We start from the raw sequence: 18,327 nt of genomic DNA, 5'->3' as shown, positions 1-18,327 counted from the left end.
TAATTAACATAAAGGCACCCGTTAGAGCGTAACCCTACGCCCTCCCGGATGCCTTTTTGCTATATCCGCTGACTCTGCCTCCGCCATACCCGCTCATACCAACATGCGCCTGTTCTCAGCAGCCCACGCACCTCCACCGCGCTAAATGTGGTCGGTTTTTCGACCACATTTAGCCGACGAGGTAGCGTCCGGGCCAATTGTGATCGGTTTTTCGATTACATTTGGCCGACGCGGCGCACCCAGTCCAATTGTAGTCGGTTTTTCGATTACATTTGGCCGATGCGGCGCACCCTGTCCAATTGTAGTCGGTTTTTCGATTACATTTGGCCGACGCTACCCACCCAGTGGTAGCGTCAAGAAGTTTGTGTAAAAGAGTAGAAGTGCCTCCCCCGGGTTACGGGTTGGGATGTAGTGTTTCTGGGGGAGGGGGAACCCCGACTCCCAGAAACTGGATTTCTCTGTTACGCCTCTTCCGGTGTGGGCAAAGAGGGGTAGCGTGTTTCGAATAGCTCTTTTAGCTTCTTTTTAACGGCATCCACTCCAAAGCCTTGGGCGACCCGCCCTGCATGACGTTCATTGTATTCCAGCATCTCCAGGTACACGATTTTCTCTGCGGCATCCATGTTTGTCAGACTGTTCATCGGTTTCAGACGCTTGCGGATTTCCTTGTTCATCCGCTCGATGGGGTTCGACGTGTAGATCGCTTTACGGATCGACAGCGGATAGTTGTAGAACGTCAGGAGTGTGGATAACTGTTCCTCCCAGGACCTCATTTCCTTCGGATACAGCTTGTTCCACTTCGCTTTGACCGTATCAAAGTTAGCCCGGGCTACCACTTCATCCGGTGCCGTATATACGGTTTTCAACGCCTCCATGACATCGGTTTTGTGCTCCACCCGAATTTTATGAAACGTGGCCCGCACTTTGTGCACTACGCAATGCTGTACATCCGCCTGAGGATAGGTCTCTTTAAACGCCGCATCCAGTCCCGGTAGCCCGTCAAACACACCCAGCAGGACTTCCTGCGCTCCGCGGTCGTACAGGTCTTTGAGTACCTCCCGCCAGCCATTCGAACTCTCTTGGCCACCCACGTAGAACCCGAGAATTTGACGCTGGCCCTCCTCGTCAATTCCCATCGCAAAGTAGACCACTTCACCACGAACCGTGCCCCGTTTCAGCTTCACGTACAGCCCATCTAAGTAGATGACGGAGTACCGTTTGCTCAGTGGCCGCTTTTGCCACTGGTGGATATCGTCCAGCACTGTAGCCGTAATATTGCTGACCGTGGTGGGGGAGTAGTGGCTGCCAAACATACTTTCAATGAACCGGGCCACATCCCGCGTACCCATGCCCGATTTATACATTTGGATGACGGCCTCTTCTAACCATCCGTCCCGCCGCTGGTACGGCTCAAACAACTGCGTCTGGAAAAGGCTTTGGCGGTCCCGGGGCACCTGAAGATCCTCGATATGGCCGTATTTCGTGTGTAAATCTCGCGTATAGTAGCCATTGCGACTATTGCTGGCGCCGGCTTCTTCACTCTCCATAAACCCCTGGATTTCGGCGCGCAACAGGCGTTCCATGTTGTCTTTCACAAAATCTTTAACAAGTTTTTCAAATAGATTATTCAGAGAACTTTCGGGTAAAATATTCATTGGTAGGGTTCCTCCTTGGTGGTTTCGCAATCCCGAGGATACCCTACTTTTTTGGTGCCTGACTAGGCTCCAAATCTTGGTACACAACTTACTTTACGCCATCCACCCTGTCCAATTGTAGTCGGTTTTTCGATTACATTTGGCCGACACGGCGCACCCTGTCCAATTGTGGTCGGTTTTTCGATTACATTTGGCCTACGCAGCGCGTCCAGTCCAATTGTGGTCGGTTTGCTGAATTAAGTACGTTAAACAGTTGAACGGACGACATTCTGTATTAGGTACACTGCTCATTTTCATGCTGGAGTTGTGCCTCGAAAGACATGTTTGTTTTCGACCATGAAAAAAAGACCTCCACCACCCGCTCACGCGAACGTAGGACATCTCTTCTCCAAAAGCTATTCTCTTTGTCTATACTACTTTAAGCCGACGTAAGTCGATAAGTTGATATATGGTTTAAGCCGTATGCCGTGAAGGCTTCAAGCTCATTCCCTTGGCTTTGGCTGCTCTGGCTACCGGAGGCTTCAGCGAAACCGCCAGGATACAGGCCAGAATACACAGCAGACCGATGATGTTAAAAGTAGGCTTGAACCCGCCGAGGAAGGCGGCGATGAATGAACCGGACAGCGCACCGATCCCGAAGCCCTGATAGATGATGCCGTAGTTCTTGCTGTGATTCTTCAGGCCGAAGAAGTCACTGACAATCGCCGGGAAGACGGTAATGTTACCGCCGAAGCAGAAGGCGATGGCCGCCACACAGGCGAAGAACAGGCCATAGCTCAGTGTGGCATAGCTGAGGGTAAACATTGCCACAGCCGTTACTGCGAGCGTGATACTAATCAGCTTGGTGCGGCTTACCCGGTCGGATAATGCGCCAAGAATCAGGCGTCCGGCCGTATTGAAAATAGCAATCATCGCTACCGCATTCGCCGCCGTCGCCACATCCATCCCCGCCAGCTGCACACCGATATCCTTCACGATACCGATCAGATAGAGGCCGCTCATGCAGGCGGTGAAGAAAATCACGAACAGCAGGTACGCTTCCTTCGTGCGGAGCATTTCCTTCACGGTATAATCCTTGGGCAGCAGAGCCGCCCCGGAAGCGGACGATGCCCGGTTTCCCGCAGCAGTTACAGCAGGTGCAGCCACCGGAGCCTCCCGGATCAGCAGCGAGCCGATGAGTATCATCATCATGACCATCAGGCCCCAGTATAGAAAAGCATTCGATACCCCCGCCGATTCAATCAGGCCGCCGTTGATGTATTTGAAGATCAGACTGCCCGTTCCGTAAGCACCCACGGACACCCCGGAGATCAGTCCCTTATTCTTCGGGAACCACTTCATCAGGTTGGACAACGAAGTAATATACGCCGTTCCGTCCGCATAACCGACCACTACGCCAGCCAGCAGGTAGAACATCGGCAGGGAACTGGCCTGTGAGCTTAGCATCAGCCCCAGCCCCAGCAGGATGCCGGAAGCTGCGGTCAGTCTGCGGAGACCGAACCGGTCCTGCAGCTTGCCTGCGAACAGTGTGGCGAAGGCCAAGGCAAAGCTGGTAATAGAGAACGTTATCGAAACTGAGCTAAGCTCAAAACCAAATGTACTAACAAGATGTGCATTGAACAGGCTCCAGGTGTAGATGGTACCGAGTCCCATTTGCATAATCACTGTACCTAATACGATGAGCCACCGTTTACTGGCTGTATCCGTTATCATCAGAATTCCCTCTTTCTCTCTGAAGTCGCTGAAATCGCTTCAAGGCTTACTCTGCCTCTTCATTGTAGCGAAAGGAGCTCCTTCTGAGAGAAATCCGGAATGAGATGACACTGACGGGGAATGAACTGCCGTTAGAGACGCATAATCTGCCTGAATTCCTTCACCTTGCTGCGGCTGACTGGAACCTCCACATTCAGATCCCGCAGCCTTAGCAGATAGGTATTGTTGAACCAGGGGATGATTTCCTTGATTTTGGACAGATTGACCAGATAGGAGCGGTGACAGCGGAAGAACTGCTCCTGCGGCAGGCGGGTATGGAATTCACTGATACTGAGGGCCATGCTGTATTCCTCCCCCTTGGTGATCACACTCGTTGTTTTCTCCTGCGCCGAAGCATAATAGATCTCGTCCGCATCGACGACGATAATCTTTTCATTTTTCCACAGATTGACCTTATCGCTGCCCAGCTTCACCGGCCCCTCTTCCCCCTGGCGGCTCCTGGCCGCGATGGCACCCTCCAGCTTCTGCAGCATCGCTCTGATCCGCGTCTCGCTGTAAGGCTTCAGAATATAGTCGAATGCTTCAATCTCGAACGCCTCGGCGGCATGCTCCTTATAGGCTGTAATGAACACAATATACGGCTTGACCGCGAACCGGCTGATATTATGGGCCAGCAGCACCCCGTCGATCGAAGGGATATTGATATCCAGGAAAATCACATCCACCGTATCGGTCTGCAGGTACTTCAGCGCCTCCAGCCCGTCCTCGAATTCCGCCGCAATCTTGATCCGGCTATGGGTCTGAATCAGATACGTAAGCTCCTGTCTTGCCAGCACTTCATCCTCGACAATGATCGCTCTCATCGCTGCTCCTTTATCACATCAAAATAGATTTCCGTCCCCTTAGCCAGCCGCCTTATGGTCAGACCCGTGCCGTAGATCAGCTTGATACGTTGGTGCACGTTGTTGAGGCCGATTTTGTTGCCCTCCATGCTTCCGCTGTAGACCTTCGCAATCGTCTCTTCACTGATCCCCGCTCCGGTATCAGCAATCCGCACCCTTACGCTGTCTCCGTGGTCCTTGACCGAGATGTCTACCGTCCCGTTCCCTTTCCCCTTCAAAATCCCGTGGATAATCGCATTCTCCACCAGCGGCTGAATGACCAGACTCGGAATACGTACCGTTACCTCATCTATATCGTACAGAACGCTCAGCCGGCTGCCGAAACGAGCCTTCTCAATCTCCACATAATGCTGCACCTGCTGCAGCTCGCGCCGGATATCTATGGACTCATCGGTCAGCTCCAGATTATACCGCATATACCCCGACAGATTGACGATCAGCTCGCGCGCCTTGTCCGGGTCGATCCGGATGGAGGAGATAATCGCATTCAGCGCATTGAATAGAAAATGGGGGTTGATGCTGGTCTGCAGTGCCTTCAACTCGGCCTTGTTGGCCATCTCCTTGATCCCCTCAACCCGTGACACCTCCATCAGCGTGGAGATGATCTGTGACAGCCCTACCGCCATGGCCTGGAGGGAATAGGTGATTTTATGCGCGTGGGTATAGTAGATCTTGAGTGATCCCGTCACCTCCCCCTTCTCCTTCAGCGGGATAATGATCAGCGAGCGGATGTCCCGGTTCATGTATTCGGTATCGTCGTCACGGATGGTAATCTCCCCGCTGCTCAGCGTCTGCTTCGTCTCCTCACTGATGATCTCATTAGCTTCGGCATAATATTCTTCCCCGACACCCACGTAAGCCAGAATGACTCTGGTATCGGTAATTGCCACAGCATCCGCCCCGATATCCTCCTGGATGATTCCGCAGATGGTACGCAGCGACTCGGGAGTAATACTGCGGAAATACGGAAGCGTCTTATTGGCAATCTCCAGCGCCAGCTTGGACTGCTTCGCGGCAATCCGTTCTTTCTCCCCCTCTACACTCTGCACAAGCGTAACGATCAGCCCGGCACAGATCTGCCCCACTATCATCGGAAAAGCAATCTTGGACACGATATCCACGCCCAGCGAATGGGGATCAGCCATCACCAGAATCAGCGCCATCGTCAATGCCTCACAGGCCATTCCGGCGGCAATGGCAGCGATCCAGCGGCGTTCAGGCGAAGTGCGCCGGTAGATGATCCCGGATACCACGCCCGCCGTAATGCTGGTAATCAGACACGGGAGCGAGGTGACTCCGCCGATATCAATCAGGAAGCGGTGTACGCCCGAGAGGATCCCGGTAATCAGCCCGACCCAAGGACCGAACAGAATCCCTCCGGCTATGATGGCGATAATCCGCACGTTGACCAGAGACCCTTCCACATTAATCCCGCTGTAGGTTCCGAAGATGGCGAACAGGCTGAAGATGACCGTAACAATCGCCAGCTCCTGCGGCGCATGAACGCCTTTGGCAAAAATCTCCTTGAACCGCGGCACCCGGCTCAGGACGAACAGACACATCAGCAGCAGCGCTGCCCGCTCAAACAATTGCAGCAGAATACTCAAATTATATTGCACACTCACGCCTCCATAGGACAAGCTATCGGTCCATTATAAGTTGGGATAATGGTTATAGCAATCTGCGCAGCCGCCGCTAAGGGTTGAGGTAATTCTATTGGATTTCCAAACCAGGCATGTCGTGTTCCCTCACTGAGTATAAAAGCCCTTCTATTGCGGAAAATTAACTATTATCGTAAGGTTGTTTTAAAGGAGTGATAGCCTGTGCGTATAGCTTTTTGGATTGTATTTGCCTTTGTTGGCATTTTGATCTTTTGGATAGTGGGCGGCTTAATTGGCCGTAACAAACGAAAGTAATCTATGGGGGCTATAACAGCCCCTCAAAATAACTGCTGCACCTTTTCTTCGGACTGCGCAACAGTCACTATGACTCTCGATGAAAAAGTTTCAAGGCAGGATAGTAGATGATGGTATCCTTGATTGTTTTTTGATAAACTTGGAATATATAAGAATTGGAGGCGGTTAACATGAAAAGTAAGAAGAATAATGGGCAAAAAAACGGGGAATATAGCGCCTAATTAGCCCTATAACTGCGACTCCCCATTAGGGAGAAAAATGTCTTGAATAATCCTTTTCTAAGTATCCAAAACCCAACTCCATTAGGCGCGGGTTCATACGAAATGGCTCTGCCACTAATTACTGCTTTAGAATTGAAGCCAGGTATGCGTGTATTGGAAATAGGCGCTGGTACTGGTCAAGTTGCGGCAACGGTAGCTAAACATTGGGGAGTAACTGTAATTACATTGGAATTGTGGGAAATATTGAGTGTTATCCAGGAATATGCATCAGAACAGGGTGTAGATAATAACGTTCTGGCAGTAAGAGCGAATGCTGAACTTATGCCATTTCCTGACGAAGCATTTGATGCAGTCTTTAGTATCGGCTCTTTTTTTATGATAGAGGATAGGGAACAAGCTCTGAAAGAAATCACACGCATTACTCGCACTAACAGTTTTTTTGGAATTGCAGAACCTATGTGTACATTGAATCCAATACCGCTTGGTTTGGAGAATTTCGATATCTTACAGTCTTATAAAAAATGGATTCGGACGTTAGATTGGAATTGCAATTTACTTCGAAATCAAGGTTTTTTAATTACCGAAAGTTCTTACTTCTCTGAGAGTTACCAATGGATGCTCGATAATTTCCGATATTACGAAGGCGAGAAGGATTTTATTTTGCACGATGAAGGACGTTGGTTGAGTCTAGGGCTCGCTGTTGGCAAGAAAGTACGGCGATAAGCGTTGAATTAACAGGGAATGACTCTTGAACACCGAAGGGCTACCGTATGGTAGTCCTTCGTTATGCTAAAGGGCCACGTTAACTCAATAACACAACGGCAGTCTATGACTTTATTATCTCGTTCAAGAGCTGTCGTCGTTGAAATTTTTGGGGCCAATGTTTTTAATGCACCTTATGCAAATTTGAGTTTGTTCGCAAAATGCTTATATCTCCATTCCAGCCTAATGACCCGCTAATCAATTCAACCTACTATCCCTCTCTTACTGCGCCGTATGCGTCCACTGTTCAATGCCTCTAGACTGCCAGATCAATCCCCACCACACCCACAATCTCTCCGTCACTGTTCGTAATTGCTCTGGAGAGAGTGATGCAGGAACGCTTCGTAATGGCCGAGACATACGGCTGCGAGACGTACTGACCTTCCGCCATTGCCCCGCTCCACCAGTCCCGGCGCTTCGCATTCAGCAGCCCGGCCGCAGGCTCGGAGTAGATGAAGGTGCCATCCGTCCGGTTGGACCAGATGGCCTGCACATCCGGCACCTTATTCTTACAGGCCGTAAGAACTCTGCCATGGATGTCCGCATCCGCTGCACACATCTCCTGCTTGGCTGCTATCTCCTGAAGCACCGTCTGCATTTCCTCAAGCCGCGCCGTATATTGACTCAGCTCAATGACTTCGCGTCCGGCAATGCCGTTCACTGACTGCTGCAGGGTCTGAGATTCCAGCAGCAGGCTTGCGCTGATCTCATTAAGCTGCCCAATCTGCGTGCGCTGGCGGGTCACCTGCTCCAAGGTCAGGTCTACGCCTGCTATGGTCTCATTGACAATCCCCACTGCACCGCTCAGCTCGCCGGTCACCTCTTCGATCAGACTGTTCTGCCGCTCTGCCGCAGCCGCTGACTCCGTAACTATGACCCCGACTTCCTCCACCCGGGCCGAGATATCCCCGAGGCGCTGCTTCACCTTCGCCACTTCATTCACTCCATGCGCAACCGCTGTCTGCTCCTTCGTGACCGACTCCAGCACCTGCCGTACGCCATGATTGAGATCCCGCAGCACCGACGTTGAGCGCTCCACGGAATCCCGGCTCTGATCGGCCAGCTGCCTGATCCGGCCTGCGACCACAGCAAATCCGCGGCCCGCTTCCCCGGCCCGCGCAGCTTCAATCGAGGCGTTCAGGGCCAGCAGCGAGGTCTCATTGCCGATGCCTACGATCAGGGCGTTCATCTCCTCCACCAGCGCAATATGTCCGCTTAACACGGTGAATTTGCCCAGCATATCTCCGCTCTGCTCCTGCAATTCCTCCATGACCTCATCTGTATTCTTCAGGGAATCCACCATCCCCGCCATCCCTGTACGTGCTGCCTGCATCGCCGTACTCAGCCGTCCGGTCAGCTCTCCAATCTGTCCGGTAACTGCTGCGACTCCGCCCATCCTGGCAAAAGCCCCCTCAATATTGGCCTTCGCCTCATTGCTGCGGGTCTGCAGCTCCACCTCGTAGGCATGCGAATAGTCCGCTGTCTGCTGAAGCCCTTCGGTATGACGGGTAATCTCCTCCAGAGCACCATGCAGCCGGTCCGAGGTGACAACAATTTCATTGCCCAGCCGCTCTACCTTGCTCTGTGATTCCACCAATTGCCGGGCTCCAATCACTCCGCCCCGGCGGATATCCAGCGCAAACCCGGCCAGCGCTACCATCAGCAACAGATAGACAACCTTATGTACCCAGTACATCTCCATCCATAAGCCATACAACCCCACACCTAGCAGCAAAATAATAACGATAGCGGCCTTGCTCCGGCGAATTCCCATTCTGCACGTTCACTCCACTCTATCATGTTATGTATTCTAACATTATATCAGCAGAGTTAAATTAAGGGAACTATTTCTTCGCCATCATGCCGCGGGCGATCCACACGCCAGCCGCTCCGGCCTGGGCCAATCCGCGGGTAATGCCTGCCCCGTCGCCGCCGCAGTAGAGGCCGGAGATTTCGGTCTCGAACTCATCCGTCAGCTTCGGACGGGCGGAATAGAATTTCGCTTCCACGCCATAGAACAGCGTATGTTCGGAGGCGATGCCCGGGGTTACCTTTTCCAAGGCCTCCACCATTTCAATCAGGCTCTTCATCGTGATGTACGGCAGCACCAGACCCAGGTCACCGGGCACCGCTTCCTTCAGCGTCGGCTCCAGGAACCCTTCCTTAATCCGGGTCTCCGTAGACCGGCGGCCCCGCAGGATATCTCCGTATTTCTGTACAATGACCCCGCCGCCGGACAGATCATTCGCCCGCTTGCAGATCTCCCGGGCATATTCATTCGGCTTGTCGAACGGCTCGGTGAAGGTATGGGAGACCAGCAGCGCAAAGTTGGTGTTCTTCGAGCCCAGCGCTGGGTCCTTATAGGAGTGCCCGTTCGCGGCCATCGCTCCACTGTGATTCTCCACAACCACATGTCCCGAAGGATTGCTGCAGAAGGTACGGACGCGTGTACCCACGGAGGTATTGAAGATGAATTTGCCCTCGTACAGATGCTCATTGATCTCCCGCATTACCACATCCGAGGTCTCAACACGTACCCCGACATCGACCTGGTTATTGTACATTTTGAGCCTGCGCTTCTTCAGCACCTCGGTCAACCAGGCCGAGCCGTCCCGACCCGGAGCAATCATCACCAGGCCAGCCTCATGATTCTCCCCGTTCTTCAGCGTAATGCCTGTAATGCGGTGCGTTCCGTTCTCTTTGACGGTAACGATATCTTCAACTTCTGTCTTGTATAACATATCAATGCGTGTCCGCAGATATTCATAGATCGATTTCAGAATCTCCAGGTTCTGCTCGGTTCCGAGGTGGCGGACCTGCGCCCGCAGCAGCTTCAGCCCGGCGGCATATCCCCGCTGCTCGATACCGCGAATGCTCTCCGTAGTCGGATCGGTAATGACCGGGGTTGCCCCGTGCTCCAGGTTGATTCCATCTACATATTCAATCAGCTCCATCACCTTGGAAGGAGGCAGATAATCCGTCATCCAGCCGCCGAATTCAGTGGTAATGTTGAATTTGCCGTCACTGTACGCACCAGCGCCGCCGAAGCCCGCAGTAATGGAGCAGGCCGGCAGACACCCGGCGAATTCCTTACGGCCGGAGGCGGGCGGACAGAGCTTGATTTTCTCCTCCAGGATCGGGCAGTTGCGGCGGTAGATATCATGTCCCTTGTCCACCAGCAGCACCTTCAGCTCAGGGGCCTTCAGTGTTAATTCATAACAGGCGAATATTCCAGCCGGACCGGCTCCAACAACAATTACATCATATTTACTCATATCTTCTCTGTTCCTCCCAAGGTGAAACGGCTTCGGCCTGCGGTTGACAGGGGCCGCAAAGCGTCTCTGCAGTATATTAGTCCACTTAACCAAGCAGCACACATCAGCACACAAAAAAACCCGGCCTCTTCATAGGTATGCAAAATGCACCCTATTCGTAGCCAGGAATTTACGGTCCCCTGTAGAAACCCCCAAACCTTATCATTGAGGATATACGAACAACTTCACCCGTTATTACGGGCCAATTGGAATTTTACCTAACAAATCCGAATGTGTCAATGATGAATAGCATTAATAGTTCGTGTTTACAGCATTACGAAGAATGTAGCGCTTTGACAGCCTACCAAACACCTTACAAACACGAACGTTATCCCAGTCCTATCCCAAGACATAAGACCTAGAAGGAGAAACAAGAACATTGTCGAATATATAAGTACATAGTCACTGGAAAAGAGGAACATCTTATGCAGATCCCACCGCCAACTCCTCGCCAAATGTACTGGAACCGGGTTCTCCTCAATACCTTTTGGCTGGTGCTTTTCGTCTATCTGGCCAGCCAATTATTTGTCTACTTCTCGATGTCGGCGCATCGGCCCGAGTTGTCCGGCAGACAATATACCCTGCTGCATATCTGGATTCCGGATTCTATACTGTTCGTTCTGCTGCTGATACTCGAAGCTGTCCATAGATATAAACCGTTGTTATCTGAACTCTTGATCATTCTGACAAGCCATCTGTACGGCATCCTGATCATTACGAATCTCAGTCCGGACTATCATGTGAAGCCGCTGATTATGCTGCTTCCCATGCTGGTATCCATGATCTATCTCAAGGAGAATTATCTGCGGACCTCTTCACTGATCTGTCTGTTCTACATTGTCATCCTGTTCCTGAACACATCTATTTACGATTTCACTCTGCGCATCCAGAACATCATTATTACCCTGATCTTCGCAGCAGTGTCCCTGACCGGCTTCGCCGTAATTGCGCGGGGCAAGGAGCTGATGCGCTCACTGGAGAATTCGGTGAAGTCAGAGCAGGAGCTGCGCATCCAGAACATCATTATGGACCGGCTGTCCAAGATCGACCCGCTGACTGACCTGTACAACCATAAGACCTTTCATGAGTACCTGGGCTGGCTGATTGACCATCAGCAGAGCAATCCTTTTCCGATGCAGCTGGCTGTTATTGATATCGACAATTTCAAAAAGGTCAATGACCGGTACGGGCACTGGGTCGGAGACATCGTTCTCCGGCAGGTCACCGCTGTCATGCTCCAGCATATCGACTCGGATGACTTCGCAGCGCGGTACGGCGGGGAGGAATTCGTGATTATTCTGACATCCAAGACATTAGAGGATTCGGGCCGCATTATGGAGAATATCCTCGCAGGAATTGCAGGCCTTCCGATCAGCGAAATGGACAATGAATCGGTTACCGTGAGCATCGGAATGCATGAATATAACGGCGGGGATTCCAAGAGCTCTATCTTTCAGCAGGCGGATGATGCCCTGTACGAGGCCAAGAAAACCGGTAAGAACAGAATCGTCATTCTGTAGGGCTCTCCATCCTATATCCCAAACAAGCGGGTCCACCGTGCATAGCAACCTATGCCGGGGACCCGCTTTCCTGTGCACCTGTTCTCTGCGCTCTATTCAAGCTCCTCCGCCCCATACCGTCTCTGCGGAACGAGCAGCTCCATGACCAGGCGCTGCGGCACCGGCCGGCTGATCAGATACCCCTGCACCTTATCGCAGTGAGCCTCCCGGAGGAAAGCCCATTGGCTGGCATCCTCCACACCCTCGGCTACTACATCCAGGCCCATCTTGTGGCCCAGGATAATAATCGTCTGCACAAAAGATTCACTAAAAGCCTTATCGGCCAGGGAATCAATGAAGATTTTATCCATCTTAAGGGTAGAGATCGGCAGCTGCTGCAGATAGCTAAGGGAGGAATACCCCGTTCCGAAATCATCCAGGGCAATCCGTATCCCCCGGGACTGCAGGAACTCCAGCTTGCTGACCGTTCTCCCGAATGACTCCATGAAGATCGACTCTGTAATCTCCAGCTCCAGACTGGACGCCGCAAGGCCGCTCTCCTCCAGACTGTCCAGCACAATCTCTACGAAATCATCCTGCAGGAGCTGAATGATGGAGATGTTCACCGATATTTTGTAAGGAATGCCGGTCCGCTGATGGATGCTGTTCATGAACTTGCAGGCCTCCCGCAGCACCCATTCGCCGATATAGATAATCAGCCGGGAATCCTCGGCAATCTTGATGAAGGAGAGCGGGGAGACAAAGCCGAGGACCGGACTGTTCCAGCGGATCAGAGCCTCGAAGCCTGAGATCAGCCCGGTCTCCATCTGTACCTGCGGCTGATAATGCAGCTCGAATTCGTTATTATTCATCGCACTGCGCAGATGCTTCTCAATATTCATCCGGTCATTGAAGGCGGTATGCATCGATTTATCATATACGACGTAGGTGCTTTTCCCCTCTTCCTTGGCCCGGTACATCGCTACATCGGCGTTCTTCAGAATCTCTTCCGTCGTCTCGCCGTCTTCCGGGTAGAAGGAGATTCCGATACTGGAGGACACATACAGATTGCTCTCACCGATAAGAAAAGACTTGCGGAACGCACGCATAATATCCTCGGCCAGATTAAGCACATCCACCCGGCTCTCAATATCCTTGAGGAAAATGACAAATTCATCTCCGCCCAGCCGCGACAGCAGATCCTCCTCACGCACAACAGACTGGAGACGTTCGCTGGCCTTGCGGATCAGAATATCCCCGGACTTGTGTCCAAGCGTGTCATTGATGTATTTGAAATTATCCATATCTACGAAAAGCAGCGCCGCACTGCCTCCCGTCCGGCGGAAATAACTCTCCATCGTCTCCAGCAGACTGAGCCGGTTCGGAAGATTGCTGAGCGAATCCATATACGCCAGGCGGTGCATATTCTTCTGATTCTCCAGCAGCATATCATATTGTCCTACAATCTCCTGCTGGGTCGCAGTAAGCTGCTCATAGGTTGCCTCCAGCTCCTGGTAACTGTTATTCAGCTTGAATTCTGCCTGCTTGCGCTTACTGATGTCGATCAGGGAGCCGAGGAACAGGACAATCTGATCCTTCGGGTCAACGATTGCCTTGCCCCGCACCTCGAACCAGATGTACTCCCCCTGCCCTGTTCTCATCCGGTATTCGGTTTCATAGATCGGGGTCAATCCGGTAAGATGCTCCTGTCTGGCCTTGCGCGCGGATTCCTGATCATCCGGGTGAATAATGCTGAGCACGCCTCCCTCGAAGGAGTTGATCTCCGCCTCAGTATATCCCATTACCTCGTACCACCGGTCCGAGAGCTTGTAGAAGCCGCTGTCCCAGTCCAGCTCCCACATGTACGCACCAGAGCCTTCCGAGGCCAGGCGGAACCTCCGTTCGCTGACCCCCAGCTTATTGAACTGATCCTGCAGCTCTACCTCTGTGGCCGCCAGCTCCTCATATGTAGACTCCAGCTCCTCGTAGCTAAGCTGCAGCTTAAGCTCATTCTGCTTGCGTTCATCGATATCGATGCCGACCAGCACGAAGATATCCTCCGCCTGCTCATCCATCCCCTTAATGAGGGCTGTGCGGACGGAGAAATAATGCGCACCCGGAGAATGGTCGGGAAGTCTCAGCTCGACATTGGTCACATAATCCCGGGCTGCCGCTCTGGCAAGGAGCTCCCTAAGCACAGCGGCTCCGGCCTCCAGGCTTGGCAGCTCATCTATGCTTACGCCCAGCACCTCCTTCTCCTTCAGCCCGGTCATTATCTCGGCATATTTATTGAAGCGCACACTCCGTTTGTCCCCGTGAACAGCCCATACAATCACCCCGGTATTCTCGATCACATCCTTGAAAAATTCCTGTTCGGAATGAATCGTACGGCGCAGCCGCCGGATATACATCCGGAGCAGGACCGCACCGAATACCAGCAGAAGGGTCCCGATGGAGAATACGGTAAAAATCCGGTTACGCATCTTTTCATTATAATGGTCAGAATGCACGAAGAAATACTGCTGGTACAGCTCTTCGAAGGCACCGGTGCTTACCAGACGCTCTAGCCTTGCATTGACGTAAGACACCAGCTCCGGCTTGGACTTGCTGATGCCGTAGGCCACATCCTGCGGATATAAATTGCTCATTTTGCGGATAATATTACCGGTTAAGCCCTGTTCTACAATCAGATAATCGACAACCCCCTGATTCTCGAACAGCAGGTCGATCTCCCCTTGACGCAGAGCGTCCAGTGCATCCGGTACGGTTGCATATTCTATGTATTCTGATGGCGGGATACCCGCCTCGTTCTGCAGGATGGTCTCTGCATATTGTCCTTTGCCAACACCGATCTTGTACTTACGGAGTGTGCCCAGCGTCACCTCACCCTGGAGTCCCTGGCGCGAATAGACAGAAATATAGCTTTTTAACACGGGCTTTGAGAAAAGAATGTCCTTCTTCCTCTGCTCGCTGACAGCCATTAGCCCGGTAGTATCAATCCTGCCCTCACTCAACCGCCGGTACGTCTGCTCCCAATTCCCGGTGCTGTAGTGGACAAGATATTCGTTCTTCTCAAAGATCATACTTGTCAGATCAATATCGAAGCCCGTCAGATAACCATTCTGTATGTACTTATAAGGTGGATAATCCAGTTCTGCCTGGTACTTAATTTCCTGTCTTTCGGCATAAGCGGCAGCGGGGTGTGCAAGCATGAGCACAATGCTAATTAGAAGCAACAATTTACACCGCTTCATCGCAATTCTCCTTTATCCCAAGTAAGATCGGCTTAACTATGTATACAAGCTTATTCGACAAAATATGGTAGGGTTCCTGCTCCTTTTTTCTCATTTCCGATAAATTGTGCACATCCTGCGGGTTCATATCCTTAACTCTTTAGTGCATCATCTTAGATTTAATCAAAAACTTTAGATTTGTATTGCTTTTTGCGGTTAAAGTGTGGATAATAACAGTAACGGTTGATAATGATTATCATTATTGGATGTGCAACATTCATTATTTTCTATATTTGAGCCAAAAGGAGACTGAACACCCATGAACGCAGCCACTACCCGGACCGCCCTGCAGGTTGACGATTACCTGGACCTGCTCAATCTTGCTGTGAAAGTCGGAGATATGAAATGGCAGAAAGAAATCAAGTCCCGGTTGCAGTATATCCTGTGCCTAGAGACCAGATAGCCCATTTCATACAGAAATAGATGAATATAGCTTACTTCTTATACAAGAGGCGGTTCCAAAAGCCATGAAATGGCTGCTGGAACCGCCTTTTGATTTGGAGCAGGATCAACGTGAGCACTTGGGTGGACGCTATCGCCCGTCAATTCCGGAGTACCTGCATCTGCGGGGCTCAGAATGTGTAATGATATAGTATAATGATCAGCATACTATAACGAACAATAGCCTATAGATCGGAGTGTGTCAGATTGAGAAAAAAACTCACCCTCGCCTTGGTCCTGATATTATCCCTGCTGTGGATTCCAGGGGTCTATGCTGCAAATATTCCTGCACAGCAAGGAGTAATTACGGATGAAGCCCGGCTGCTGTCTGCCCAAGAAGTAGAGAGCCTTACCGGGTTAGCCACTACAGGCCGTTACACCTTCCATGTCTTAACCGTTGATTCACTGACCGGGAGCGGCATGTCCAGTTATGCTGCGGATGTATATGATACCTGGGGGCTGAAGTCCCGGGACATCCTGCTCCTGATCGCTTATGAAAATCAGCTGACTGAGATTAGCTTCATTAACCCCGGGCTGCAGGATGCGCTCGATGCCTGGTCCTTACAACAGGGCGGAGCTGCGGGTAACGCAGCAATTAACAAGGTGCTGGAGAAATATTTCAATCCTTATGCCAAAAAGGGAGATATCCCTGAAGGCATACGTTCTGTGATCCAGCAGATGCAAGCCATTGGCAGCAGCGGACAGAGCAGTAATACCGGCAGCGGTGCGGCAGGCGGTGCGGATGCCGGTACGGCAGGAGCTGGCTCCAGTCCTAACGGCAGCAGCAGCAGATTCCCTCTCCTGCCGGTCGCAGGCGGTCTTGTCTTGGCCGCGCTGCTGATATTGCTGCTGTATGTGGCAATTACCGGAATGCGCCGCCGCAAGGGACTGTCCGTGCAGCGTGAGCAGCTCGCCGACCTATTGGTACGGGCGAACCGCGCTCTGGAGTCCCTTCAGCCTTTCCAGGGGATTGTGCAGGGCAAGACTGGTGAGAGGGTCGAGGGCATCTCGAAGCGCCTGACCTCCCGGCTGGTCGAAATCTCTGCGTTGCAGACCGCCGGGCAAGCACCATTGCCGCCGTTCTACCGCTTGTCTGCGCTTAAGGCGGCGGCAGAGCAGCTTCAGCAGACAGAGGGGGAATTCCGTGCCTCCCTGGAGGAAGAGGAGAAGAATATCGCAGTCGTCAGCGATGCCGACCGGAACGTCAAGCAGCAGATCACCGAGCTGAAGCAGACTGCCCCGGAGCTTGAAGAACAGCGGCAGCAAGCGGCCATGGAGACGGGCTATACCCTGGAGGAGATTGCCCAAGATCTTCAAGAGCTGGCCGAAGAGACGGCCAAGGCAGATCAACTGGAGCTGTTCGACCCCATTGCTGCCCAGGAGATTACTGCACAAGCGAAGAAGCGGCAACAGCAGATTGAGCAGGATATGCAGGATGTGGGGACCTTTGACGATAAGCTGAAGGCCTTTCCCGGTGTCCTGGCGGCTGCACGCAGCCGGGTTGCCGGGCTGATCGACCAGAACTCTCTGCACAATATGAAGGTTAAGCCTTACGACAGCCTGGAGCAGGCTTCCAATGCCGCCAGTTCCATGGAAGCGCCGCTGCACAGAGGCGATATGGACGAAGTGCGCCGGATTGGCGCTGACATGGATGCCCTTATGACTGAAGCCGTGGCCATGACGGAACGCCAGGCTATGATCCGGCAGAATAACCTCAAGGATCTGGAGACTGTACGCAGCACATGGGCAACGCTTAGCCAGCGGCGGAACGAATTACAGAGCCGGCTTGCCGGGGCGAAGAACCGGTTCGCCCGGAAGCACCTGGACGCTCTGGAGCAATTGCTTGAGGAGGCCGGAGGCACGCTGCGGCAAGGCGCGGCGGAAGTGCCTCAGCTTGAGACCTGGACCAGCGATGCACGCGGAGAGTATGACAATGCCCGCAGCGGGCTGGACCGGCTCCTTGCTTTGCAGGATGAGACGGCAAGCAGCATGAGTAGCATGAGCAGCAGTTTGGACACTCTGGAGGAGCGTCTCGACAGCTTGAGCAGGCTGTTCACAGAAGGGCAGAGCCGGGTGGATGCCGCCTACAATCTGCTGCACAGCAGAGGAATTGCCTCGCAGAACCGCTTCCAGCTATCACTGCTGCCGGAATATACCGAGCTGGAACAGCGTCTGGCCTCAGGTCCCTACGATCTGGATCAGCTGGAGGAGACAGGACGCTCCTATGCTTCACAGATTGCTTCCTTCGTAGAAGAAGCGAACCGGCTGGTCCGTCAGAAGGAAGAGGCCGAACGCGCAGCCCAAATGGCCATGCTGCGGGAGCAGCAGCGCCGGGAACAAGCCCGCAGACGCAATTCCGGCCCGCCGGGCGGAGGATTCGGCGGCGGGCTTGGCGGCGGACGCTCCTCCGGCGGCTCTTCTTGGGGCGGCGGCGGTGGCGGCGGACGTTCCTCCGGCGGCTCTTCGTTTGGCGGCGGCAAATCCGGCCGAAGCTCCGGCGGCTCCAAGTGGTAAGCAGCCGATTGCCGCTACAGCACATCCTCACCCTAACAGGTGAATGATGTAACAATTTATTCTGGGCCATCAAGCGAAATCAGGGGCATTAGTGTCC

The 18,327-nt window shown here is 52.7% G+C and carries 11 protein-coding genes and 1 riboswitch; of the genes, 4 read left to right on the top strand and 7 right to left on the bottom strand.

Annotated elements, in window-relative coordinates; all coding sequences use genetic code 11:
• Positions 1 to 461: 461 nt before the first annotated feature.
• The 4 genes from MKY12_RS00370 to MKY12_RS00355 form a co-directional block, all read right to left on the bottom strand.
• Positions 462 to 1,655, bottom strand: a complete 1,194-nt coding sequence (locus MKY12_RS00370) for an IS256 family transposase (protein ID WP_339249823.1) — start codon at positions 1,653 to 1,655, stop codon at positions 462 to 464.
• Between the two features lie 453 nt (positions 1,656 to 2,108).
• Entirely contained in the window at positions 2,109 to 3,368 is a 1,260-nt protein-coding gene (locus MKY12_RS00365; RefSeq protein ID WP_339312448.1) for an OFA family MFS transporter, read from the bottom strand.
• A 131-nt stretch (positions 3,369 to 3,499) separates the two neighbouring features.
• Entirely contained in the window at positions 3,500 to 4,231 is a 732-nt protein-coding gene (locus MKY12_RS00360; RefSeq protein ID WP_036723527.1) for a LytTR family DNA-binding domain-containing protein, read from the bottom strand.
• Complete coding sequence (locus MKY12_RS00355; protein ID WP_339312447.1) at positions 4,228 to 5,889, bottom strand: sensor histidine kinase; 1,662 nt, start codon at positions 5,887 to 5,889, stop codon at positions 4,228 to 4,230. The genes MKY12_RS00360 and MKY12_RS00355 overlap by 4 nt, the downstream gene beginning before the upstream one ends.
• 560 nt (positions 5,890 to 6,449) lie before the next feature.
• Between MKY12_RS00355 and MKY12_RS00350 the strand changes: the two genes are divergently transcribed.
• Entirely contained in the window at positions 6,450 to 7,130 is a 681-nt protein-coding gene (locus MKY12_RS00350) for a class I SAM-dependent methyltransferase (protein ID WP_051477874.1), read from the top strand.
• Between the two features lie 295 nt (positions 7,131 to 7,425).
• On the opposite strand, the gene MKY12_RS00345 is transcribed toward MKY12_RS00350, so the two are convergent.
• Positions 7,426 to 8,943 (bottom strand): methyl-accepting chemotaxis protein, encoded by a 1,518-nt coding sequence (locus tag MKY12_RS00345; protein WP_339312445.1) that lies wholly within the window; start codon positions 8,941 to 8,943, stop codon positions 7,426 to 7,428.
• Between the two features lie 70 nt (positions 8,944 to 9,013).
• Positions 9,014 to 10,444: an NAD(P)/FAD-dependent oxidoreductase gene (locus tag MKY12_RS00340; RefSeq protein ID WP_339253120.1), complete on the bottom strand. Its 1,431-nt coding sequence runs from the start codon at positions 10,442 to 10,444 to the stop codon at positions 9,014 to 9,016.
• 138 nt (positions 10,445 to 10,582) lie between these two features.
• Positions 10,583 to 10,682, bottom strand: a riboswitch (purine riboswitch).
• 226 nt (positions 10,683 to 10,908) lie between these two features.
• Between MKY12_RS00340 and MKY12_RS00335 the strand changes: the two genes are divergently transcribed.
• Complete coding sequence (locus MKY12_RS00335; protein WP_339312444.1) at positions 10,909 to 12,003, top strand: diguanylate cyclase; 1,095 nt, start codon at positions 10,909 to 10,911, stop codon at positions 12,001 to 12,003.
• 92 nt (positions 12,004 to 12,095) lie between these two features.
• Here MKY12_RS00335 and MKY12_RS00330 read toward each other — a convergent pair whose 3' ends face one another.
• A complete protein-coding gene (locus MKY12_RS00330; protein ID WP_339312443.1) occupies positions 12,096 to 15,236 on the bottom strand; it encodes an EAL domain-containing protein in 3,141 nt (1,046 codons plus the stop codon).
• A gap of 298 nt (positions 15,237 to 15,534) precedes the next feature.
• Here MKY12_RS00330 and MKY12_RS00325 point away from each other — a divergent pair, with 298 nt between their 5' ends.
• Both MKY12_RS00325 and MKY12_RS00320 read left to right on the top strand, forming a co-directional pair.
• A complete protein-coding gene (locus MKY12_RS00325; protein ID WP_200869518.1) occupies positions 15,535 to 15,678 on the top strand; it encodes a hypothetical protein in 144 nt (47 codons plus the stop codon).
• 245 nt (positions 15,679 to 15,923) lie between these two features.
• The gene (locus tag MKY12_RS00320; RefSeq protein ID WP_339312441.1) at positions 15,924 to 18,230 is read left to right on the top strand and encodes a TPM domain-containing protein; all 2,307 of its coding nucleotides are present in this window, start codon (positions 15,924 to 15,926) and stop codon (positions 18,228 to 18,230) included.
• Positions 18,231 to 18,327: the final 97 nt, after the last annotated feature.

The sequence above is a fragment of the Paenibacillus sp. FSL M7-0896 genome (assembly GCF_037975415.1).
GTDB classification, from domain to species: domain Bacteria; phylum Bacillota; class Bacilli; order Paenibacillales; family Paenibacillaceae; genus Paenibacillus_AQ; species Paenibacillus_AQ silagei.
The sequence above is the reverse complement of the archived record's forward strand: the minus strand, read 5'-3'. Positions and strand labels throughout refer to the sequence as shown.